At 47.2% G+C, this 22744-nt stretch carries 17 protein-coding genes; 12 read left to right on the top strand and 5 right to left on the bottom strand.

Going from position 1 to position 22744, the window contains the following annotated elements; all coding sequences use genetic code 11:
• Positions 1-28: 28 nt before the first annotated feature.
• The 7 genes from moaB to rhlE all read left to right on the top strand — a co-directional run bounded on the left by moaB (position 29) and on the right by rhlE (position 5070).
• Positions 29-550: a molybdenum cofactor biosynthesis protein B gene (gene moaB / locus HYN51_RS08895; protein ID WP_108899710.1), complete on the top strand. Its 522-nt coding sequence runs from the start codon at positions 29-31 to the stop codon at positions 548-550.
• A gap of 8 nt (positions 551-558) precedes the next feature.
• Positions 559-1068, top strand: a complete 510-nt coding sequence (gene moaC / locus HYN51_RS08890; RefSeq protein ID WP_108899709.1) for a cyclic pyranopterin monophosphate synthase MoaC — start codon at positions 559-561, stop codon at positions 1066-1068.
• Positions 1065-1310, top strand: coding sequence for a molybdopterin synthase sulfur carrier subunit (gene moaD, locus HYN51_RS08885; protein WP_108899708.1), 246 nt, complete (start codon positions 1065-1067; stop codon positions 1308-1310). Before moaC ends, moaD begins: the two co-directional genes overlap by 4 nt.
• Before the next feature lie 13 nt (positions 1311-1323).
• Complete coding sequence (moaE, locus tag HYN51_RS08880) at positions 1324-1776, top strand: molybdopterin synthase catalytic subunit MoaE (protein ID WP_230514057.1); 453 nt, start codon at positions 1324-1326, stop codon at positions 1774-1776.
• A 169-nt stretch (positions 1777-1945) separates the two neighbouring features.
• Positions 1946-2524 carry a flavodoxin family protein gene (locus HYN51_RS08875; protein ID WP_108902008.1) on the top strand — a complete coding sequence of 193 codons (579 nt, stop codon included), beginning with the start codon at positions 1946-1948 and terminating at the stop codon, positions 2522-2524.
• A 159-nt stretch (positions 2525-2683) separates the two neighbouring features.
• On the top strand, positions 2684-3385 hold the full coding sequence (locus tag HYN51_RS08870; protein ID WP_108899706.1) for a Bax inhibitor-1/YccA family protein: 702 nt from the start codon (positions 2684-2686) through the stop codon (positions 3383-3385).
• A gap of 278 nt (positions 3386-3663) precedes the next feature.
• Positions 3664-5070 carry an ATP-dependent RNA helicase RhlE gene (gene rhlE, locus HYN51_RS08865; RefSeq protein WP_108899705.1) on the top strand — a complete coding sequence of 469 codons (1407 nt, stop codon included), beginning with the start codon at positions 3664-3666 and terminating at the stop codon, positions 5068-5070.
• A gap of 119 nt (positions 5071-5189) precedes the next feature.
• Here the strand turns inward: rhlE and HYN51_RS08860 are convergent, their stop codons facing one another.
• On the bottom strand, positions 5190-6788 hold the full coding sequence (locus HYN51_RS08860) for an ABC-F family ATPase (protein ID WP_108899704.1): 1599 nt from the start codon (positions 6786-6788) through the stop codon (positions 5190-5192).
• Between the two features lie 262 nt (positions 6789-7050).
• On the opposite strand from HYN51_RS08860, the gene HYN51_RS08855 reads away from it, so the two are divergent.
• From HYN51_RS08855 to HYN51_RS08840, 4 genes are all read left to right on the top strand, one after another.
• Positions 7051-7791 carry a tetratricopeptide repeat protein gene (locus tag HYN51_RS08855; RefSeq protein WP_108899703.1) on the top strand — a complete coding sequence of 247 codons (741 nt, stop codon included), beginning with the start codon at positions 7051-7053 and terminating at the stop codon, positions 7789-7791.
• A 529-nt stretch (positions 7792-8320) separates the two neighbouring features.
• The gene (locus HYN51_RS08850; protein WP_108899702.1) at positions 8321-9592 is read left to right on the top strand and encodes an MFS transporter; all 1272 of its coding nucleotides are present in this window, start codon (positions 8321-8323) and stop codon (positions 9590-9592) included.
• A gap of 40 nt (positions 9593-9632) precedes the next feature.
• Entirely contained in the window at positions 9633-11348 is a 1716-nt protein-coding gene (ilvD, locus tag HYN51_RS08845) for a dihydroxy-acid dehydratase (RefSeq protein WP_108899701.1), read from the top strand.
• 105 nt (positions 11349-11453) lie between these two features.
• Positions 11454-12374: a dihydrodipicolinate synthase family protein gene (locus HYN51_RS08840; protein WP_108899700.1), complete on the top strand. Its 921-nt coding sequence runs from the start codon at positions 11454-11456 to the stop codon at positions 12372-12374.
• A gap of 89 nt (positions 12375-12463) precedes the next feature.
• Here HYN51_RS08840 and HYN51_RS08835 read toward each other — a convergent pair whose 3' ends face one another.
• Positions 12464-13219 (bottom strand): IclR family transcriptional regulator, encoded by a 756-nt coding sequence (locus HYN51_RS08835; protein WP_108899699.1) that lies wholly within the window; start codon positions 13217-13219, stop codon positions 12464-12466.
• 196 nt (positions 13220-13415) lie between these two features.
• On the bottom strand, positions 13416-17375 hold the full coding sequence (putA, locus tag HYN51_RS08830) for a trifunctional transcriptional regulator/proline dehydrogenase/L-glutamate gamma-semialdehyde dehydrogenase (RefSeq protein ID WP_407936346.1): 3960 nt from the start codon (positions 17373-17375) through the stop codon (positions 13416-13418).
• A gap of 658 nt (positions 17376-18033) precedes the next feature.
• Between putA and putP the strand changes: the two genes are divergently transcribed.
• Positions 18034-19524 carry a sodium/proline symporter PutP gene (putP, locus tag HYN51_RS08825; RefSeq protein WP_108899697.1) on the top strand — a complete coding sequence of 497 codons (1491 nt, stop codon included), beginning with the start codon at positions 18034-18036 and terminating at the stop codon, positions 19522-19524.
• A gap of 105 nt (positions 19525-19629) precedes the next feature.
• Here putP and HYN51_RS08820 read toward each other — a convergent pair whose 3' ends face one another.
• Together HYN51_RS08820 and glgP are read right to left on the bottom strand one after the other, a co-directional pair.
• Complete coding sequence (locus HYN51_RS08820; protein ID WP_108899696.1) at positions 19630-20106, bottom strand: AraC family transcriptional regulator; 477 nt, start codon at positions 20104-20106, stop codon at positions 19630-19632.
• A 176-nt stretch (positions 20107-20282) separates the two neighbouring features.
• Positions 20283-22730, bottom strand: coding sequence for a glycogen phosphorylase (gene glgP, locus HYN51_RS08815; protein ID WP_108899695.1), 2448 nt, complete (start codon positions 22728-22730; stop codon positions 20283-20285).
• Positions 22731-22744 lie beyond the last annotated feature (14 nt).

Genomic DNA, 22744 nt, shown 5'->3' with positions numbered 1-22744 from the left:
AACAGACATTATGATTTAAGGAGCCTACATGGGACATGCAGCCAGCGAATTTATTCCAGTATCCATTGCGGTATTAACCGTATCTGATTCCCGCGGGGAAGCAGAGGATACTTCTGGTCATTATCTGGTCGAGGCGGCCAAAGAGGTCGGTCATCAGGTGGTTGAAAAACGTATTATTAAAGATGATATCTATCAGATTCGTGCGGTCATTTCCGGCTGGATAGCGGACGAATCAGTGCAAGCAGTGGTGATTACCGGCGGCACCGGTTTTACCGCCAGAGATAATACGCCGGAGGCCATTTCACCGCTATTTGACCGCGAAGTTGAAGGTTTTGGCGAACTGTTTCGCATGATGTCTTATGAAGACATTGGCACCTCCACGATACAGTCCCGCGCGTTGGCCGGTATTGCTAATCAAACCATCGTGTTTGCGGTTCCCGGTTCTACCAATGCCTGCAAAATGGCATGGGAGCGCATTATTGTTGAACAGCTTGATGCCCGCCATAGACCCTGTAATTTTTTACCTCACTTGAGCAAAAAACAGAGATAAGTCACAACATGTCACAATTAACCCATATTAATGCTTCTGGCGAAGCGCACATGGTGGATGTTTCAGCAAAAAGTGAAACGGTCAGAGAAGCGAGAGCAGAAGCCTTTGTTGAGATGAAAGCGGAAACGCTGGCGATGATTATGCAGGGCAGCCACCATAAAGGTGATGTGTTTGCCACCGCGCGCATTGCCGGTATTCAGGCTGCAAAACGGACTTGGGAACTGATCCCTCTTTGCCATCCGCTTTTGCTGAGTAAGGTGGAAGTTTCCCTTGAAGCATTACCCGAGAGTAATCGGGTTCGTATTGAATCATGCTGTCGTCTGACGGGGAAAACCGGGGTTGAGATGGAAGCATTAACCGCCGCTTCGGTAGCGGCCCTGACGATTTATGATATGTGTAAAGCCGTCCAGAAGGATATGGTGATTGGCCCTGTAAGGCTGTTGGCGAAAAGCGGCGGTAAGTCCGGCGACTTTTTGGCAGAGGATGGGGCGATGGCAAGGGAAGGTAAAACATCATGATTAAAGTGATATTTTTTGCTCAGGTCAGAGAGTTGGTTGGAACCGAACAGTTGGAGCTCGCAGCGGAATACCCAACGGTAGAGGCGCTGCGTCAGGCGCTGTGCACTCGTGGCAATAAATGGCCGCTGGCGTTGGAGCCAGGCAAGTTGCTGATGGCGGTTAATCAGACGTTGGTGACCGCCGATCATCCCATTGTTGATGGTGATGAGGTGGCGTTTTTTCCACCGGTTACCGGAGGGTGATGGTGTGTCAGAGATTAATAACACCCGCATTACCGTAAGCCCGGCTACATTTCAGGTTGGCGATGAGTATCAGTGGTTGTCCCAGTGTGATGACGATGGGGCCGTGGTTACCTTTACGGGTAAAGTCCGCAATCATAATTTAGGTGATAGCGTCAGTGCACTAACCCTTGAGCACTATCCGGGAATGACGGAAAAATCACTGGCTGAGATTGTCGAGCAAGCTCGTGAGCGTTGGCCTTTACAACGCGTTAGCGTTATTCATCGAATTGGCGAACTGTTTCCCGGTGATGAAATTGTGTTTGTCGGCGTAACCAGTGCCCACCGTAGTTCTGCATTTGAAGCTGCCGAATTCATTATGGATTATCTGAAAACCAAAGCGCCATTTTGGAAACGAGAAGCGACTCAGGAAGGTGACCGCTGGGTTGAGTCCCGTAACAGCGACAAGCAAGCGGCTGAGCGCTGGTAATTAATCTGCGATATTCATCATGCTAAAACAAGCAGGGCGAGGTTTGATGCCGAACGGTCACCTTAATCCACATCACAATTTCTGCTGACAATGATATAATTTCTGGGTTATAGAAGCCTGTCTGATGTTCAGGGCAGGCTTTGTTTTTTTGGGTTTCGACGAGGTATTGATGGCACGTATAGCAATGGTGTATCACAGTGGATACGGACATACGGCAAAAGTTGCCGAAGCAGTAGCAAAAGGATCAATGGAAATCAGTGGCACACAGGTTGATATATTGCCCATCGATGCGGAAGGGAATTTATCAGAACAGGCATGGGTTATTCTTTCGATAGCCGACGGCATCATATTTGGTAGCCCGACCTATATGAGTGGACCTTCCTGGCAGTTTAAGAAGTTTGCCGATGCATCTTCTAAGCCTTGGTCTGCACTGTTGTGGAAAGATAAGCTGTTCGCAGGTTTTACCAATTCCGCCAGTATGAATGGTGACAAGCTCAGTACGCTGGACTACATGTTTCACCTTTCCCAGCAGCACGGTGGTATCTGGGCGGGTATGGGAATGCTGCCATCGAATACCAAAGCGGCAACCCGTCAGGATGTCAACTATATTGCCGGTGTTTCCGGGCTGATGACGGTTTCTCCAGCAGATGCCTCGGTAGAAGAAGCGCCGTTGCCGGGTGAATTGGAAACCGCTCGTTTGTTTGGTCAGCGTATTGCCCAGCTAGCGCAGCGTTGGTCAAGAGTGTAAACCAGACTCAGGTGTCGGGTTAAAGAGGCGGGGTTTCTATCTTTACCAGACATTACGAAATTATTTTTGCCATCAGGTGTCATAATATGTGATAACCTTGGGTAAATTTAGTTGTTTTCACCCCTGTTTTTGACTTATGAGATAAGAAGGACAAAATTAATGGATCCACGTCACAACGGTACTATCGTAGAACACGCCAATACCGGTATTCAGGCGTTTATGGCTCAGGTCTACGGATGGATGACCTGCGGTCTGTTATTGACTGCATTTACTGCTTGGTTCGTTACCGGAACTGCGCTTCAGTCATTCATTTTTTCCAGCAATATTACCTTTTACGGTCTGATTATTGTGCAACTGGGCGTCGTGTTTTTCCTGTCCGGTATGCTTAACCGCATTAGCGGCGCTTTAGCCACAACGTTGTTTATGCTCTATTCGGTTCTGACCGGATTGACCTTATCCAGTATCTTTATTGCTTATACCAGCAGCTCAATTGCCAGTACGTTCTTTGTTACTGCCGGTACCTTTGGTGCCATGAGCGTGTACGGATATACCACCAAGCGCGACTTAAGCAAGTTAGGCAGCATGATGGTCATGGGGCTGATTGGTATTATTCTGGCTTCGCTGGTGAATATTTTCCTTAAGAGCTCGGCGCTGACTTGGGCGATCACCTATATAGGTGTGATTGTGTTTGTTGGTTTAACGGCATATGACACGCAAAAACTGAAAGCGATTGGTGAGCATGTTTCTATTGATGATAGAGAAGGTTACCGTAAGTCGTCTATTATGGGCGCTCTGACCCTTTATTTAGACTTCATCAACCTGTTCTTAATGCTGCTGCGTATTTTAGGCGACCGTCGCTAATATTATCGGTAATATAATATTTTATAAGGGCGCGATTTTGCGCCCTTATTGTTTTTAAAAGATTGCTAATGCGTCGTTAATTATGGCTATTTCGAATAATTACACTAACTGATGGAAGTTCTGTTATACTGACAACATCCGGCGTACTTCGGTCTACGCCATATACCTCGCGGTAATGCCTCAACGTCATACCTCGTAATAATAATCTCGTCAGGACCGTAGCAAACGATTATTCCTCTACGGAATGTTTGCCGGGCGAGTCTGGAGTTTTTCCTTATATGTCTTTTAATTCACTCGGCTTAAGTGCCGATATTTTGCGCGCGGTTGAAGAACAGGGTTATCGCGATCCGACGCCTATTCAACAGCAGGCGATTCCTGTTGTTTTATCTGGCCGTGATTTAATGGCCTGCGCGCAAACCGGTACCGGTAAAACCGCGGGTTTTACCCTACCACTATTACAGCGCTTAAGCGCAAGCGGCGAAGCTGTTCGTGGTCGTCGCCCGGTACGGGCACTGATTCTGACGCCAACCCGTGAGCTGGCAGCTCAGGTGGGCGAAAATGTGCGTGACTACAGTCGCCATTTAAATATTCGTTCGATGGTGGTTTTTGGTGGTGTTAGTATTAATCCACAGATGATGAAACTGCGTAGTGGCGTGGATGTGCTGGTGGCAACGCCGGGACGTTTGTTGGATCTGGAGCATCAGAATGCGGTCGATTTATCTAAAGTCGAAATTCTGGTACTGGACGAAGCTGACCGTATGCTGGATATGGGGTTTATTCACGATATTCGTCGTGTGTTAGCTAAACTGCCTGCCAAGCGTCAAAATCTGCTGTTTTCCGCCACCTTCTCTGATGAAATTAAAGGGTTAGCGTCGAAATTATTGCACAACCCTGCTTCTGTAGAAGTGGCAAAACGTAATACGCCATCCGAACTGGTGGACCAGAAAGTTCACTTTGTTGATAAAAAACGTAAACGTGAATTGTTGTCACAAATGATTGGTGAAGGGCAGTGGCAACAAGTGCTGGTGTTTACCCGTACTAAACACGGTGCTAACCATTTGGCGGAACAACTGAATAAAGATGGCATTACCGCTTCAGCCATTCACGGTAATAAAAGCCAAGGTGCTCGCACCCGTGCGTTGGACGAGTTTAAAAATGGTAAGATCCGCGTGCTGGTAGCCACTGATATTGCTGCCCGTGGTCTGGATATTGACCATTTGCCTCACGTAGTTAACTATGAGTTGCCAAACGTACCGGAAGATTATGTTCACCGTATTGGCCGTACCGGCCGTGCAGAATGTACTGGAGAAGCGGTGTCTTTAGTTTGTGTTGATGAACATAAACTGCTGCGCGATATCGAGCGCTTGCTGAAGTTTGAAATTGCGCGTATTGCCTTACCGGGCTATGAGCCAGATCCAACCATTAAAGCTGAGCCGATCGTTAATGGTCGTCAGGGTAGAGGTCAGGGGCAAGGACAAGGGCAAGGTGGACGTCCGAATTCAGGACGCGCTCGCCCGGCGGCTGGCCAATCTGCGGGCCGCAGTGATAATAGCCCGTGGGGCAACAAAACTGAGGGTAGGGGTGACAACAAGCCTCGCAGCCAAAAGCCTCGCTCGGATAAGCCAGCGCAGCAAAAACGCGCTTCATTCGCGGGTGCTCGTCGTTCTGAGTCAGCGGGTAGCTAAATATTGTTGTTGATGTGATTTATGTAGAAAGGCTGTCTGTTGTTGGGATGGCTTTTTAACTTATCTATTTAAAAGGCCACCTTCATATGAGGTGGCCTTTGTTATTTAAGGCCGGTTAATCAGTTATTAATGCCCTGACTACGGAGATAATCATCATAATTACCGCTAAAGTCGGTCACTTTCTCCGGTGTGATTTCAATAATTCGCGTTGCCAGCGAGCTAACGAATTCACGGTCGTGAGAGACGAAAATCAGCGTTCCCTGATAGAGTTCCAGCGCCATATTCAGTGATTCAATCGATTCCATATCTAAGTGGTTGGTTGGCTCATCCATAATCAAAATATTAGGGCGAGTCATCATCAGTTTGCCGAACAGCATGCGGCCTTTTTCACCACCGGATAGTACTTTTATCGATTTCTTAATATCATCTTGAGAGAACAATAAGCGACCCAATACGCTACGCACCGATTGCTCATCATCATTAGGCTGCATCCACAGGCTCATCCAGTCAAATACCGTCATGTCGACTTCAAAATCGGATGCGTGGTCCTGAGCATAATAGCCAATATTGGCGTTTTCAGACCATTTCAGGCGACCGGCTTCTGGCGTCAGTTCACCGATTAAGGTTTTCAGCAGGGTGGTTTTACCCACACCGTTGGTACCTAGTACAGCCACTTTTTCGCCTACTTCCAACATCAGATTGATGTTCTTAAACAGTGGGGTATTACCGTCATAACCTTTTGACAGGTTTTCCACTTCCAGCGCATTACGGAACAGTTTCTTATCTTGTTCAAAACGGATAAATGGATTTTGACGGCTGGAGGCTTTAACTTCTTCCAACTGAATTTTATCAATCTGCCGTGCCCGGGAAGTGGCCTGACGGGATTTAGACGCGTTGGCGCTAAAACGGCTAACGAAAGATTGCAATTCGTTAATTTGTGCCTTTTTCTTGGCATTGTCTGCCAGCAGGCGCTCGCGAGCCTGAGTTGATGCAGTCATATACTCATCATAGTTACCCGGATAGACACGAAGCTCGCCGTAGTCCAAATCGGCCATATGGGTGCATACCATATTCAAGAAGTGACGGTCATGGGAAATGATGATCATGGTACTGTTACGGTCGTTTAGCGTTTGCTCCAACCAGCGGATAGTATCAATATCCAAGTTGTTGGTTGGTTCGTCGAGCAGAAGAATATCTGGATTGGCAAATAGCGCTTGAGCCAGCAATACCCGAAGTTTCCAGCCGGGGGCCACTTCGCTCATTGGGCCATAATGTTGTTCTACCGGAATACCGACACCTAACAGAAGTTCACCGGCGCGGGACTCCGCGGTATATCCATCCATCTCACCGTACTGAACTTCCAGATCGGCGACTTTTAGCCCATCTTCTTCACTCATTTCCGGCAGATTATAGATGCGATCGCGTTCTTCTTTTACTTCCCAAAGTTCAGCGTGGCCCATAATGACGGTATCCAATACGCTGTACTCTTCGTAGGCAAACTGATCCTGTTTCAGTTTACCCAGACGTTCATTAGGATCAAGAAATACGTTGCCGCCAGAAGGGGTTAAATCGCCACCCAGAATCTTCATAAAAGTGGATTTACCACTACCGTTAGCACCAATTAGACCGTAGCGATTACCACCGCCAAATTTGACTGAAATGTTTTCAAACAGCGGCTTGGAGCCAAACTGCATAGTAATATTATTGCTAATTAACAAAACGAATACTCATAGTTGAAAGTGTGATATTAGGCACATTATGCCACAGATCGTGGCGGTTTAGGCATCCTGTGAGCAGACTATTTATTCCGGGTGTTTTGGGGATTATGAGAAATTAAATTCTATAAATAGAAAACGGCATACCAATTAGTTTCATGCTTCACTATTTTATTTTGTTTATCGACAGAAATCATTGTCAGATAGCAGTCTCATCAATATGATGTTGTCAGTTTAGTTGTTATTTTGGGCAGGGAGTGCTGAAATGCCGGTCATTCTGGTCGTTTTTATTCAAATCATGTGTGGTGTTCATGCGGTGAAAACCGGGCAGGAGCGTTATTGGTTATATATTATCATTGGGTTACCGGGTATTGGTTGTGCCGTCTATGCACTGGCAATCTTATTACCAGACCTATTAGGTAGCCGTGATGGTAAACGCCTGATGGGTAAAGCTCAGGATAAAATGGATCCGGAACGTCATGTGCGTATGTTGCGTGATGAATTGGTGATCACCGAAACCAGTCAAAACTATGTACGTTTAGCCGATGAGCTATTACGCATTGGCAGACCGCAGGAAGCGGCAGCTAATTATCAAAAAGCGTTAACCGGTATCTTTGTACAGGATCCTGATATTTTAGTTAAGCTGGCTCAGGCGCAGTTTGACAGCCACGATCCGGTCTCCTGCCAGAAAACGCTGGAAGTATTAATTAGTGCTAATCCTGACTATCGCTCTCAGGATGGTCATTTGCTGTATGCCAGATCGTTGCAGCAAACGGGCGATCTTGATAAGGCCGAAGATGAATTCAGGGTACTGATCGAGTACTACACCGGGCCAGAAGCGCGCTTTCGTTATTATCAACTGCTGAGCGAAAAGGGCGATAAGCAGGAAGCGAAGCAGCAGTTGGAAACCATCGCCGTCATAGCTCGCCGAGCTAAACCGCACTATCGTAAAATGCATAAAGAGTGGCTGACGAAAGTAAATCAGGCGTTGAAGGCGCTGGGGTGATGTTGGGATCTTTTTTACTTCATAAAATAGCTGATATTTACGGCATAAGTGCGCTGACGAATTTGTCGATTTAGCTTTAGCTGCGATGACGCGAAGACAGGCTTCTCCCCACGATTAACTTTTGTATCTATTTTTCATCTATTTTGTATCTATACAGTAGCCCACTATGCGCGCTACTGTATAAACCGTCTCCGCTGCATTCCTTACTTTTTTGTTCCTCATTGTTAGCCACCTCAACATTGTCCATGTCAATTATTTGTTCTTCATAAAGAACCATTGTTCTTTATGTGGGAATTTTGTCGCCCAAATAATGTGCCGTCAACCTCAGAATGGTGAAAGTTGCGTCAGCTCACAGATATTTAACTTTCATAAGTTACCCCATTGACTCTTTTATACAGCGCGACGAATATTGTTCTGTATATTGAATATATGTTCTGTATATAGAACTTAGTTGCGTAACAATGAATAACAAACAACTGATGTACTCGCGTTTTTTTATCATTTAGCGGTTGAACCAAGGAACATAGTAATGAGCACAGATTCAAGTAAACCTATTCCTAAAGGACGCTGGATGCATATCATCCCGGCAACCATTTTGGTCTATATCGTGGCGTATATGGACCGAACCAATATCGCTATCGGTATTGCTGGTGGTATGGATAAAGATTTAGGCATGACAGCATCGTTTGCCGGGCTAGTGGCCGGGATTTTCTTTATCGGTTATATCTTTTTGCAAATACCCGGCGGGCATATTGCAGAGCGCTACAGCGCCAAGAAGTTTATTGCTTGGACGATTATCGCTTGGGGAGGATTTGCGCTGCTAACCGGCTTTGTGCAAAACCCGACTCAGTTATTAATTATCCGCTTCATTCTTGGGGTGGCTGAAGGTGGCGTGTATCCGGCCATTCTGGCATTGATTGGTCACTGGTTTCCTAACGAAGAACGGGCCAGAGCGATTGCCTTTTTCCAGATGAACCTAGCGGTTGCCTCCATTATCACTGGCCCGCTGTCCGGCTGGCTAATCGAACTGCACGGTTGGCGTGAAATGTTCATCATTGAAGGGGTACTGTCACTGGCACTGCTGTTTGTCTGGATGCCGCTAGTCTCTGACCATCCTCATCAGGCGAAATGGCTGGATCCGCGCGAACGTGAGTGGATTGAGAAAAAGCTGGAAGAGGACCGAATGGGCGCTTCCATTGATGATAAAGCCAGTATCAGTACCATTATTCGCAGTCCAAATCTGTGGAAATTGATTGGTATCTATTTCTTTGTTCAGGTTGGGTTCTATGGTTTTGCGCTGTGGATGCCTAATCTGATTAAAAACCTGACCGGTAGCGGTATGACTATGGTAGGGATGTTGACCGCAGCGCCTTATGTGTTGTGTATCTTCGGTCAATACTATATCGCTAAGTGGTGTGACAAGACCATGAACCGTCGCCTGTATACCGCGATTCCACTGGTCGGTTTTGCCATCTGTTTAACCCTTTCGCTGTTGCTGAAAGAGAGTATCTGGCTTTCTTATGGCGTCATGGTGCTGTGTGGATTCTTCTTACAGGCTTACGCCGGTCCGTTCTGGACGCTTCCTCCACTGCTGTTCCCATCCAATGTATTAGGCGGCGTACGTGGAACCATCAACGCATTAGGTAATCTTGGCGGATTTATTGGCCCATATCTGGTTGGTTTGTTAACCATGACCGTTAGCCAGACGGCGGGCATGTTCGTTCTGGTTGCCGCCTTAATGATAGCGGTATTCCTACTGTTTACGCTGCCGGCGATTACCGCCCGTCCACCTAAAAAATAATCCGTAATACCGTGATGAATTTAAATAAAGGAACCACAAAATGAAACAGAAATGTCAGGGCGCTCGTGATTTATGGTCGCAGTTAGATGCACTACGTATGGGGATGAACTACAGCAAAGAAGATACCCAGAAACCTCAGGTTTTGATTGATGACTGCTATGGCGAAAGCCATCCGGGAAGCTTTCATCTCAATGAACTGGGTTATGAAACCATGCTGGGCGTTCATGAAAGCGGTGGGCGTGCGGTTCGCCACCACGTCACTGATATTTGTGACGGCTGGGGGCAGGGGCATGATGGGATGAACTATATTCTGGCCTCGCGGGAAGCGATTGCCAATATGGTGGAAATCCATGCATCCGTCGTGCCGTATGATGGTGCCGTGCTGATTTCCAGTTGCGATAAGTCAGTTCCGGCCCATCTGATTGCGGCCGCGCGTCTGGATATGCCATTGATTCATATTCCCGGTGGCTCTATGCGCCCGGCTCCAAATATGAGTACCTCTGATTTAGGCGGACTGACAGCCAAACTGAAGAAAGGCGAGATTAGCGTGAAGCAGGTGGAAGCGCATCAGCAGTGCGGCTGTCCTACCGCCGGTGCCTGCCAGTTTATGGGAACTGCCAGCACCATGCAGTGTATGTCTGAAGCCTTAGGTATGGCGTTACCGGGTAGCGCTATCATGCCTTCCACTATGTCAGAAATTCGCCGAGTAGCGCGTGCTGCGGGTCATCAGGCCATGTACCTGGCGGAGAAGAATATCACTTCGGCAAAAATACTAACGCCAGCCGCGTTTGAGAATGCGATTAAAGTTCATGCCGCCATTGGCGGTAGCACCAATGCGCTGATCCATTTGCCCGCCATAGCCCATGAACTGGGCTGGGAACTTAAACCGGAAACGTTTGACCGTATTAATCACGACATTCCTTATCTCACCAATATTCAGCCAAGCGGTGAGTATGTAACCGAGTTGTTTTGGTTTGCCGGTGGCGTACCGATGATTCAATGGTTACTGCGCGACAAGCTGGATTTGGACGTCATAACGGTAACCGGACGTTCACTGGGAGATAACCTAGATATGCTACAGCAATCGGGTTTCTTCGAACGTAATCAGGGCTATCTGGCTAACCATAAAGTGAAGCCGGAAGAGGTGATCAGAAAACCAGAGTCAGCCACCAAGAAAGGCTCAATTGCCATTCTTAAGGGCAATATCGCACCCGATGGTGCAGTGATTAAATACGCCGCCTGTCGCGCCGATATGCATCAGCACGTTGGCCCAGCCAAAGTGTTCAATTCAGAAGAAGATGCACAGCAGGCGATTATTCATAACCGGGTAAATCCGGGCGACGTGCTGTTTATTCGCTATGAAGGACCTAAAGGTTCTGGCGCGCCGGAAATGCTAATGACGACGGATGCCATTGTATATGACAACCGTCTGGACGGTCGGGTGGCATTGATTACCGATGGTCGTTTCTCCGGCGCGACCAGCGGCCCGTGCGTTGGTCATGTTTCGCCTGAAGCAGCAGACGGCGGGCCAATAGCGCTGGTGGAAGACGGTGATTTAATCGAAATGGATGTACCCGCGCGTAAGCTGAATATTGTTGGTATTAATGGGGAACATAAAACCCCAGAGCAGATCGAGGTGGTGATGGCCGAGCGTAAAGCGAAGTGGGTTCGTCCAGACTATTCCCATCGTAAAGGCATTTATAAGCAGTTTACTCAGCGTGCCGCTTCGTTAATGGCGGGTGCTTATACCTGTTAAGCCGTTACCAGCACGACGGGGTAAGTAAGGCTTCCGTCACGGTTAAACGTGACGGAAGCAAAGAAATAGTGATGTAATTCATTAGCAACAAGACAGGATAATACAATGACTGACCTGAATAAGTTTAGAGGCGTTTTTCCTCCGGTTCCGACGATATTTCATTCGGATGGACGACTGGATACCGTAGGAATGGGGGCGCTGATTGATAAATTAGTCAATGATGGCGTAGATGGCATGCTGATCCTTGGTAGTGGCGGTGAGTTTTGCCATATGCCGAAAGCGCAGCGCTTTGAAGTGGCTGAGTTTGCGGTGAAACATATTGCCGGTCGGGTACCTGTATTATTAGGCATTAGTAGCCCAAGCACTCAGGAAGTGATTGAGTTTGGTCTGCATGCGGATACGTTAGGGGTGGATGCCGTATTGGTACTGAACCCTTACTATGCATTACTTAATGAAGAGTATATGTATAACCACTTCCGCACCGTAGCAGAAAGCATTCGTTCTCCGGTTATTCTGTATAACTTCCCGGTATTAACCGGTCAGGATATTAGCGTTAAGCTGATTGCCCGCCTGGCAAAAGAGGTAAGCAATATAATCGGAATTAAAGATACCGTGGATAATATCAGCCATGTGCGGGAGATTATGAATCAGGTGCGACCCATGCGCCCGAACTTTGTGGTGTTCTCCGGTTATGACGAATATATGATGGATACGCTGATTATGGGCGGCAATGGTGCGATTCCGGCAACCTGTAACTTTGCCAGCCAGATTACCTGTGGAATTTATCGGGCATTTAAAGCAAAAGATTACGAAACCATGTTTGAATTACAGCGTCAGCTATCCCGCTTATCGACGGTATATAGCTTAGAGACGCCGTTCTTTGGCGTGATTAAGCAAGCGATAAAACTGTGCGGATTGCATATTTCTACTGAAGTTTTAGCGCCGGTACAGATGCTTTCCGAAGAGAAGAAACAGCAGTTAATGACGGTATTAACCTCAGCCGGAATACCGTATCAGGATCGCTAGTTTTAGCCGATATTAAAAAATTGTTGATAAAGCAATCAGACTTTCGTTGACAGATGAAGGTCTGATGCTGTTTTGGAGCTATATTCCGGTTATTTCAACTGTTGAGCCAGTTGCTGTCCGGCCTCCATGACCAACGATGCCAGATATTCTCGCTTATCATCGGGGATCTGAAAGGCCACGCCAGATGTGCTGATAGCCGCAATCGCTTTACCCTGTGGGTTGAGCACGGGTACGGCAATGCAGCGCACCCCCTGACTGTCCTCTTCATTATCATAGGCCCAGCCGCGCACGCGGATTTCGGCCAGTTCAGCTTTCAGTACCTTGATATCAGTAATAGTGGTATCGGTGATACGGGTCAGAACTTTATCTTCAGGCAAAAGTGCATCCACTTCATCATCGCTTAAGTGTGCCATTAGCGCTTTACCTAAACCAGAACTGTAAAGGGACAGGCGCTTGCCTTCCCAACTGCGGATAATAATCGCCTGTGGACTTTCTAACTTGGTCAGATAGATGGGTGAGGAACCTTGTAATACGCCTAAATGGCAGGTTAGGTTAGTTTTGTCGCGTAATGCCGTCAGGACCGGCAGGGCAATTTTTTTGATGTCGTACTGTTCAACGGCTTTGTTACCGAACTCATACAGCCGCAAGCCAAGATAGTATTTATCATTGTCCTGACGCAGCAGACCGTGAGCTACCATTCCGTTAAGTAAAGAAGAGGTGCTGCTTTTTGCAATGCCAACACCCTGATAAATCTGGCTAAAGGTGGCACCATTTTTATCAGATAAAAAGTCACAAATACGAACAACTTTATCCAGCGCAGGAATTTGTGTAGTGATTGTTTTCATCGCGGTACTTATGCAATAGGCCTTGTTAAAGGAGCTGAACAGAATTCAGGGTAGCCTATAGTATAACCAGTAATATTGAATTAATAAAACGGACATGGGAATCAATAGGATATGGATGTTGTTTCCCAGTGATTTACTCAGGAGCGCCAGTGGTAAAACACAGGGCTTAGTCTCAACCAAGCCCTGTGAAAGGCGGTTAACCGATGGTCATCAAACTGGCGTTACCACCCGCGGCGGCGGTGTTAATACTTAGCGCCCGCTCCAACACCAAACGCTCCAGTAAGATGTTGGTGTCCCCGTGAGCAAATCCTTGAACCGATAAAATCGGCCCATCTCGTCGGGCGATCTGCTCGCTGATAAGCTGTAGCTTATCGCTGTCACCGTGGTAAAGCACGCCGTCAAACGCCACTTCGGTATTATGCCAGTCGGTAACAAAACCGATTTGTGACTGGGCCTGTTCCGGCAGTTTTTTGTGTAACGAGCGGGTAAAGTTATGGTCTACCCACAGCACTTTGGAACCGCTGGCTAAAACGGCGGCCAGTTGAATCAAAGCATCATGCTCTTCATGATGTAAGCACAAAATGCGATGGCGCGGTATTATCGCATAGCTATTGCGCTCACCGGTAGGGCCGCTGAGCAGACGAATGGTTCCTGCTAGTGAGTAATTCGCATAGTTGTCACATAAGGCAGCCAACGGACGATTCTCATTCTTCAGCGCCCATTCTTTAAATACATTCAGTGGATGTAATAGCAATTCTTTGGTCCGAGTGTCCACCAGATGTTCCCGATCGCTACGGGACAGCGCTTTCACAAGGGCATCATCCGGACGATGGGATAATAGGCGGTAGAGATAGAGTGGGCCACCGGCTTTGGGTCCGGTACCGGATAAGCCTTCTCCGCCAAATGGCTGAACGCCAACCACCGCACCGACAATATTACGGTTAACGTATAGATTACCGATGGTCGCTCGCTCGGTAATTTGAGCGATGGTCTCGTCGATACGGGTATGAAGGCCCATCGTTAATCCATAGCCTGCCGTATTAATTTGCTCAATCAGTTGAGTGATATTCTCACGCTGATAACGCACCACATGCAGGACGGGACCAAACACCTCCTTGGTTAACTCATCGAAGCTTTCCAATTCAATCAGGGTGGGTTGCACGAATGTGCCTTTTTTCAGTAGCGAAATATCCGAATGGTAGTCAAAGGAAGACTGATAGACTTTACGCCCTTTGGAATGCATGGCCTGGATATGCTGTTCAATATTCTCTTTAGCCTGAATATCAATCACTGGGCCGATATCCGTGGATAAGCAGTCAGGATTGCCCATGCGGTATTCGCTCATTGCGCCTTTCAGCATAGTGATGGTTTTGTCGGCGATTTCTTCCTGAAGGCAGAGAATGCGTAGGGCAGAGCAGCGCTGTCCCGCGCTATCAAAAGCGGAGGCAACCACATCATTAACCACCTGTTCCGTCAGGGCAGAAGAGTCGACAATCATGGCGTTTAAACCGCCGGTTTCGGCAATTAATGGAATTGTATGACCCAGCGTATCCAGTCGGCCTGATATGTTACGTTGTAACGTCATGGCTACTTCGGTTGAACCTGTAAACATCACGCCGCGAATACGCTTATCATTGACCAGTTTGGCACCAATGGTTTCTCCTTTACCGGGCAGTAACTGAACGGCTCCCGCTGGAATACCGGCTTGATGCATCAGGCGAATAGCTTGGGCGGCAACTAATGGCGTTTGTTCTGCCGGTTTAGCTAATACCGTATTACCCGCCGCCAACGCAGCGGCAACCTGACCGGTAAAAATGGCCAGAGGGAAGTTCCACGGGCTAATGCATACCACTGGGCCTAAAGGACGATGGGTTTCGTTGCTAAAGTCATACTGTACCAGCTCGGCGTAATAGCGCAGAAAGTCGATGGCTTCACGTACTTCAGCAATCGCATTACTCACGGTTTTTCCTGCCTCTCTGACCAACAGGCCAATCAGCGGTTGCAACTGATTTTCCATCAGAGAGGCGGTACGCTTTAGTAGTTCTGCTCGTTGTTCTGATGGCGTTGCCGACCAAATGGGTGCAAAGTTAACCGCGCTGTTGATAGCCAGCTCGGTATCCTGTTCCGTTGCCTCTCTGACCCGTCCAACACAGTCGCGATGGTCTGCCGGATTAAAGACGTTTTCAGCCGCCATATCGCAACTGATTTCACCGTCAATCATCGGTTCTGCACACCAAGCGTGAGACGCGCCAGCCAACAATGCAGATGACAGAGAGGCTAAACGTTGTTCATTAGAGAGATCTAACCCATTGGCGTTTAGGCGTGCGTTGCCATACAGGTTGCGCGGTAGTGGAATTTTAGCATGAGGTTTACCCAACTCACCTTCTGCTACGGACTGTGCCTCAATCACTTTAACCGGGTCGGCCACCAGTTCATCAAGGGTGATGTTGTGGTCAGCAATACGATTTACAAAAGAGGTATTGGCACCATTCTCCAGCAGGCGACGAACCAGATAGGCCAGCAGGGTTTCATGGGTACCTACCGGCGCGTAAATACGGCAAGGGCGCTGTAACTTACCGTCACTGTGTTTACCAACCACGTGATAGTAGAGCGGTTCTCCCATACCGTGCAGACACTGGAACTCATATTGATCAGGGTAGTAGTTAGGCCCCGCCAAATGATACACCGCGGCGAGGGTATGGGCATTATGGGTCGCGAACTGTGGATAAATTGCCTCCGGTACCGCCAACAATTTACGGGCGCAGGCCAGATAGGCGATATCGGTATACACTTTGCGGGTATACACCGGATAGCCCTCAAGCCCGTCAATTTGTGCGCGTTTAATTTCACTGTCCCAGTAAGCGCCTTTTACCAGACGGATCATCAGGCGATGCTGGCTGCGGTGAGCCAACTCGATCAGATAGTCAATGACATAAGGACAACGTTTCTGATAGGCCTGAACCACAAAGCCAATACCGTTCCAGTTGGCTAGACGCGGTTCAAAACAGAGCCTTTCCAGTAAGTCTAATGAGATCTCCAGCCGGTCTGCCTCTTCAGCATCAATATTCAGACCGATATCATATTGGTGGGCCAGTAGAGTCAATTCCAACAGGCGGGGGTAGAGTTCGCTCATCACCCGTTCATATTGTGCCCGACTGTAGCGCGGGTGAAGTGCCGACAGCTTAATAGAGATTCCTGGACTTTCGTAAACACCGCGACCATTGGCCGCCTTACCGATGGCATGTATCGCCTGTTGGTAAGAAAAAAGATAGCGCTGGGCATCGGCTTCGGTCAGCGCCGCTTCACCCAGCATGTCGTATGAGTAACGAAACCCTTTATCTTCCTGCTTGTGGGCGTTAGCTAGGGCTTCAGAGATGGTTTCTCCGGTAACAAACTGTTCCCCCATCAGACGCATCGCCATATCCACACCTTTGCGGATAAGTGGCTCGCCACTCTTGCTAATAATTCGATTAAGAGATGAGGAAAGTTGAGACTCATTATGCGTAGAAACCAGCTTCCCGGTTAGCAATAGCCCCCAAGTTGCTGCATTAACAAACAGGGAAGGGCTTTGTCCCAGATGGGAATGCCAGTTACCGTTACTGATTTTGTCACGAATCAGTGCATCACGCGTGGCTTTGTCTGGAATACGCAGCAGCGCCTCTGCTAAGCACATTAGTGCCACGCCTTCAGACGAAGAGAGTGAAAACTCTTGTAATAATCCCTGAACCATACCGGCACGACCTATGGCTGTTTTCTGCCCGCGTAGCTTCTCGGCAAGTTTATAGGCTAGCTGATGAACTGCATTATTTTGCTCATTGTTCAGACGCGCTTGCTCTAGCAGGCGCGGAATAATTTCGGTTTCCGGCGTACGATATGCGGCAGTAATGGCGGCGCGGTTAACGGATTGAGGTTGCACGTTTTCAGCAAACGCAAGGAAAGGCTGACAGGCCTGCGCGGGTTCTGGTTCTGGCAACGAATCGTCATCTTGCGGGTTGTCCTGCTCATTGGCAGACAGCTCGAAGGGCATGTTACCCTGTTCCAACTGCTCTAAATAATTGAAAATAGACTGTTTAATCAACCAGTGAGGAGTGCGATCCAGAGTTTGTGCCGCTTTTTTTATTCGGTCGCGTGTCGCTTCATCAAGTTTGACGCCCATGGTGGTCATTCCCATTTTATTTCCTCTACGCCCGTAATCAACATCAGGTGGTTACTAATATAAGCTTCGCTCGTGCCGCTGAATAATTCAGATCGAAAAAAGCGTCATAACATCGAAAAATAGATAAATGGTTATGTTGCATTGAAAAATTATCGCTCACTGAGAATAGGCAGTAAAACCTTAATGTTGCAACTTTGTTTTAATATGGTTGCACCTATTATGTGATCTCGATCCATGATAGTGAATAATTCTATTTAAATGCTATTTTTTGGAATATCTGGAAGATGCTTGTAATCTATTGATAAGATATGGATAATTTCGAGCTTTTGTACATGACGGTTTGGCAGGACATTGTGTTGCAGACAGAACAATAATTTTATAAATGTGATCTGCTGTAACATAAATGTAATTTAATTGTTAATTATATTGTGAATCTTTTATTTTGTTGACTAGGATTTAAGACGAGCAGAATTACAGGTAATACTTTAAATTCGCGTTTTAATCTATATCCTATACCGCGCTCCGTTCTCTGGCAGTGGTGAGACATCGGGATAACTTCGCTCCCGCTTCTGTTTAATCAGAATCGGTTTAGGGCACCCCGTAACAGCGATGAAAAATGTTAACTGAATATTTTAAAATAATGAAAGTGGAGAGTTGCATGAGCGCCAGCATGCCAATGTTAGTGACCTTTGTGGTCTATATCGTGGGAATGATTATTATTGGATTAGCGGCCTATCGGGCAACTAACAACTTTGGTGATTACATTTTAGGTGGTCGTCGTCTGGGGAGTTTTGTTACCGCATTATCTGCCGGTGCTTCGGACATGAGCGGATGGCTGTTAATGGGCTTGCCGGGTGCTATCTATCTATCAGGTATCTCGGAGAGCTGGATTGCTATTGGTTTAACTATTGGTGCTTACCTGAACTGGCGTATTGTTGCCGGTCGTTTACGGGTTCATACCGAGATTAACCATAATGCTTTAACGCTGCCGGATTATTTCACCACTCGTTTTGAAGATAAAAGTCGTGTTTTACGAATTTTTTCTGCGGTAGTCATTTTAATTTTCTTCACTATTTACTGTGCTTCCGGGGTAGTTGCTGGTGCTCGACTGTTCGAAAGTACCTTCGATATGGACTATAAAACAGCATTATGGGTTGGCGCGGCAGCAACTATAGCCTATACCTTTATAGGAGGGTTTCTTGCTGTTAGCTGGACAGATACCGTTCAGGCATCACTGATGATTTTTGCTTTGATTCTGACGCCCGTGATGGTGATTATCGCGGTGGGAGGTATCGACAGCTCAATGATTGTGATTGCAGCGAAAAATCCGGAATATCTGGATATGTTTAAAGGTTTGAACTTTGTCGCCATTCTCTCTTTGTTGGGCTGGGGTTTAGGTTACTTTGGGCAACCGCATATTTTGGCGCGTTTTATGGCAGCAGATTCTCACCATGTGATTCATAATGCCCGCCGTATCAGTATGACCTGGATGATTTTCTGTTTGGGTGGGGCGGTGGCCGTTGGCTTCTTTGGTATCGCATTCTTCTCTAATAACCCGACGTTAGCGGGAAATGTGAGTGAAAACGGCGAGCGAGTGTTTATTGAGCTGGCTAAACTATTATTTAATCCGTGGATTGCCGGTATTCTTCTGTCGGCTATTCTGGCGGCGGTCATGAGTACTCTGAGCTGCCAACTGTTAGTGTGCTCCAGTGCATTAACGGAAGATTTCTATAAGGCATTTTTGCGTAAAAATGCCAGCCAGAAAGAGCTGGTGTGGGTCGGTCGTCTGATGGTATTGCTGGTTGCGGTGATTGCTATTGTGTTAGCCGCTAATCCTGATAATCGAGTATTGGGCCTAGTGGCTTATGCTTGGGCGGGTTTTGGTGCCGCTTTTGGCCCGGTGATCTTGCTGTCAGTTATCTGGTCAGGTATGACAAGAAATGGTGCTCTGGCCGGTATGGTGGTTGGTGCGGCAACGGTACTGATTTGGAAACAGTATGGGTGGTTTAACCTGTATGAAATTATCCCGGGCTTTATCTTTGCTTGTATCGCCATTGCTATTTTCAGTAAAATTGGCAGTCAGCCAACAGAAAAAATGATTGCTCGCTTTAATGAAGCTGAAAAAGAGTTTCAGAGCGAAAAAGAATAATTCATTGATGTGCTTTATTTCTGGCGCCAGATGGCGCCATTTTTTTATTCAAAATTATTGAATTGCGTAACCGCATGATATCCATTGGGCTTCACGGTTCTCCAGCTATTTACCGGTCACTGGAAAATAGATATCGGTTATCAGTTGTTCTTCTGGCGTTTCCATTGGGTTATTTCGATACACTTCAAACGAAGGTTGGCTGGTTTTTTGGAAATCACTAGTAGGGAGCCAATGGTGATAAAACTCGTTATAAACCGGCTCAAGGGCTGAGTAAGGGCCGATATGGCGATAGGTGGCGTAACATCCACCGGTTATCATAACGGGCCTGACAATTTCGGATAGCTGCTGGTCTGACAACGGATGTTCGAACTGCAAGCAGGCATCGGAACGACACTGTGCCGGGGCTTTAACATTTGGGTTGTCGTGGTAAATGGCAATGGCTGATTTGACCTGCGTAGTGAGATCTTCCGCTAATGCCCAGTCCCAAAGGGCATTAAACGCCTTATAGATTTCAGGATAGGGGCCACAGTGGCTGATACCGTAAACGGTAACAGTTTCCCGATTTTCGATGGTGATATTCATAACGTATTCCTGAGATTATCGATAAATGACAGAGATGCTAACAGCTTTTTACCAGAACAAATTCCATCCAGATCACTGCTCGATAGTGATGTACTGATTATCTTCCGGCACCTTAATTTGTGCCGGAAGATCCGTTGAGTCTGAAGCCGGTAGTTCCAGCGATTTTATTGGATAAGTTATAGTTTCGTAGGCTTAATTTCCCAAATCTCTTCCGCGTACTCCTGAATGGTACGGTCAGAGGAGAAATAGCCCATATTGGCAATATTCAGCGCCGCTTTGCGTGCCCAGAGGTTTGGCTTGCGATAAAGTTTATCCACCTCATCTTGCATATCCACATAAGCACGGTAATCCGCCAGCAGCTGATAGTAATCTCCGAAATTAACCAGCGAATCAAACAGGGCACCGTAGCGGTGAGGATCCTCAGGATTAAACACGCCGGTAGCGATTTGATTTAATACCTGATTCAACTCCATATCCTGTTCGTAGATTTTACGCGGGTCGTAACCACGGGCGCGCAGCATATCAACTTGCTCGGTGGTGTTGCCGAAAATAAAGATATTGTCATCACCCACATGCTCTTTCATTTCCACGTTAGCACCGTCGAGGGTACCAATGGTTAGTGCACCGTTCATGGCGAACTTCATGTTACTGGTGCCGGATGCTTCTGTGCCAGCTAGAGAGATTTGCTCAGACAGGTCGGCAGCCGGAATGATCATCTGCGCCAAGCTCACGCTGTAGTTAGGAATAAATACCACCTTGAGCTTGTTGTTGATGCGCGCATCGTTGTTTATCACTTTCGCCACATCGTTGATCAGATGAATAATCAGCTTTGCGTTAACGTAAGATGAAGCAGCTTTACCGGCAAAAATGACGGCTCTAGGTACCCAGTCAGCATCAGGAGACTGCAAAATGCGGTTGTAGCGGGTGATAACCTGTAGCAAATTAAGGAGTTGGCGCTTGTACTCATGGATCCGCTTAATCTGCACATCAAACAGCGCATTAGGATTGAGGATCACATTGAGGTTTTCTGCCACATACTCCGCCAGTTTTTTCTTGTTCTGCAATTTAGCCTGTTTGATTTGGTCAATAAACGCGGGGAAGTCGATGGCTTCATTCAGATAAGAAAGCTTACTCAGGTCGGTGCGCCAAGTTTTGTCGATGGTTTTATCCAACAGCTCAGAAAGAGGGCGGTTGGCCAGCCCGATCCAACGTCTTGGCGTTACGCCATTGGTTTTATTACAGAAATGGTTAGGGAATATTTTAGCAAAATCGGCAAATAAAGATTTTACCATCAGCTCGGAGTGTAGCGCTGAAACGCCATTGACCTTATGGCCGCCAATAACCGCCAGCCATGCCATCCTTATTCGACGGCCGTTAGATTCATCAATCAGCGACACGCGGCTTAATAAACCAGGATCGTCCGGATACTGCTCTTTAACCACATTCAGGAAGTATTCGTTAATTTCAAAAATGATTTGCAGGTGGCGAGGTAAAATTTTTCCCATCATATCCACCGGCCAGGTCTCCAGTGCTTCGCTCATCAATGTATGGTTGGTATAGGAGAAGATACGAATCGTCATCTCCCAAGCATCTTCCCATTTGAAATGATGATTATCGATAAGCAAGCGCATTAATTCAGGAATGGCTAACACTGGGTGAGTATCATTCAGGTGAATGGCCACCTTTTCTGCTAGGTTGTCGTACGTTTCATAGGCTAGCCAGTGGCCGTGCAAGATATCCTGTAGCGTGGCGGAAACTAAAAAGTACTCTTGGCTCAAGCGCAACTCACGCCCTGATGACGTGGAGTCGTTAGGGTAGAGCACCCGGGATACGTTCTCGGAATTGTTCTTATCCTCTACCGCAGCAAAATAGTCACCTTGATTAAACTTACCCAAGTTAATTTCGTTACTGGCACGCGCTGACCATAACCGCAGAGTATTGGTCGCATCCGTATCATAACCAGGAATAATCTGGTCGTAGGCGCAGGCCAGAATCTCTTCTGTTTCTACCCAGTGGGAGGTTTTACCTTCGGTTTGTACTCGTCCACCAAAGAACACTTTATAACGGATATTATGGCGAGGAAATTCCCAAGCGTTACCGTATTCTAGCCAGTTATCCGGGGATTCCGCCTGCTGTCCGTTAACGATATTCTGTTTAAACATGCCATATTCATAACGAATGCCGTAACCACGGGCCGGTAATCCCAGCGTTGCCAGAGAATCGAGGAAGCAGGCAGCCAGACGACCTAGACCACCGTTGCCCAGCCCCGGATCGTCCTCTTCGTTAATTAACTGCTCCAGATTAAAGCCCATGCTGTCGAGAGCCTGTGCCAGATCGTCATAAATACCGAGGTTTAAAAGTGAGTTAGACAGGGTTCTACCAATCAGAAACTCCATTGATAGGTAAGAGACGCGACGACCCGACTGGGAGAAGTGTGCGCGAGTTGATCTCAGCCAGCGTTCAACCATCAGGTCTCGCACGGAAAACGAGATAGCATTCAACCAATCATGTACTGTTGCCAAAGCAGGTTCTTTACCAATGACAAACTTCAATTTTTCCTGAATGGAATTCTTTAGGTTCCGAATACGTTCTTCTGGTGTTTCAAAATTAAATTGTGAAGACATAGGTTTTGTCCATA

Source organism: Limnobaculum parvum (genome assembly GCF_003096015.2).
In the GTDB taxonomy this organism is placed as follows: domain Bacteria; phylum Pseudomonadota; class Gammaproteobacteria; order Enterobacterales; family Enterobacteriaceae; genus Limnobaculum; species Limnobaculum parvum.
The sequence above is the reverse complement of the archived record's forward strand: the minus strand, read 5'-3'. Positions and strand labels throughout refer to the sequence as shown.

Coding starts and splice junctions, on each gene's coding strand:
- moaB (WP_108899710.1), top strand. CDS start 29: ATGGGACATGCAGCCAGCGAATTTATTCCAGTATCCATTGCGGTATTA.
- moaC (WP_108899709.1), top strand. CDS start 559: ATGTCACAATTAACCCATATTAATGCTTCTGGCGAAGCGCACATGGTG.
- moaD (WP_108899708.1), top strand. CDS start 1,065: ATGATTAAAGTGATATTTTTTGCTCAGGTCAGAGAGTTGGTTGGAACC.
- HYN51_RS08875 (WP_108902008.1), top strand. CDS start 1,946: ATGGCACGTATAGCAATGGTGTATCACAGTGGATACGGACATACGGCA.
- HYN51_RS08870 (WP_108899706.1), top strand. CDS start 2,684: ATGGATCCACGTCACAACGGTACTATCGTAGAACACGCCAATACCGGT.
- rhlE (WP_108899705.1), top strand. CDS start 3,664: ATGTCTTTTAATTCACTCGGCTTAAGTGCCGATATTTTGCGCGCGGTT.
- HYN51_RS08855 (WP_108899703.1), top strand. CDS start 7,051: ATGCCGGTCATTCTGGTCGTTTTTATTCAAATCATGTGTGGTGTTCAT.
- HYN51_RS08850 (WP_108899702.1), top strand. CDS start 8,321: ATGAGCACAGATTCAAGTAAACCTATTCCTAAAGGACGCTGGATGCAT.
- ilvD (WP_108899701.1), top strand. CDS start 9,633: ATGAAACAGAAATGTCAGGGCGCTCGTGATTTATGGTCGCAGTTAGAT.
- HYN51_RS08840 (WP_108899700.1), top strand. CDS start 11,454: ATGACTGACCTGAATAAGTTTAGAGGCGTTTTTCCTCCGGTTCCGACG.
- HYN51_RS08835 (WP_108899699.1), bottom strand. CDS start 13,219: ATGAAAACAATCACTACACAAATTCCTGCGCTGGATAAAGTTGTTCGT.
- putA (WP_407936346.1), bottom strand. CDS start 17,375: ATGGGCGTCAAACTTGATGAAGCGACACGCGACCGAATAAAAAAAGCG.
- putP (WP_108899697.1), top strand. CDS start 18,034: ATGAGCGCCAGCATGCCAATGTTAGTGACCTTTGTGGTCTATATCGTG.
- HYN51_RS08820 (WP_108899696.1), bottom strand. CDS start 20,106: ATGAATATCACCATCGAAAATCGGGAAACTGTTACCGTTTACGGTATC.
- glgP (WP_108899695.1), bottom strand. CDS start 22,730: ATGTCTTCACAATTTAATTTTGAAACACCAGAAGAACGTATTCGGAAC.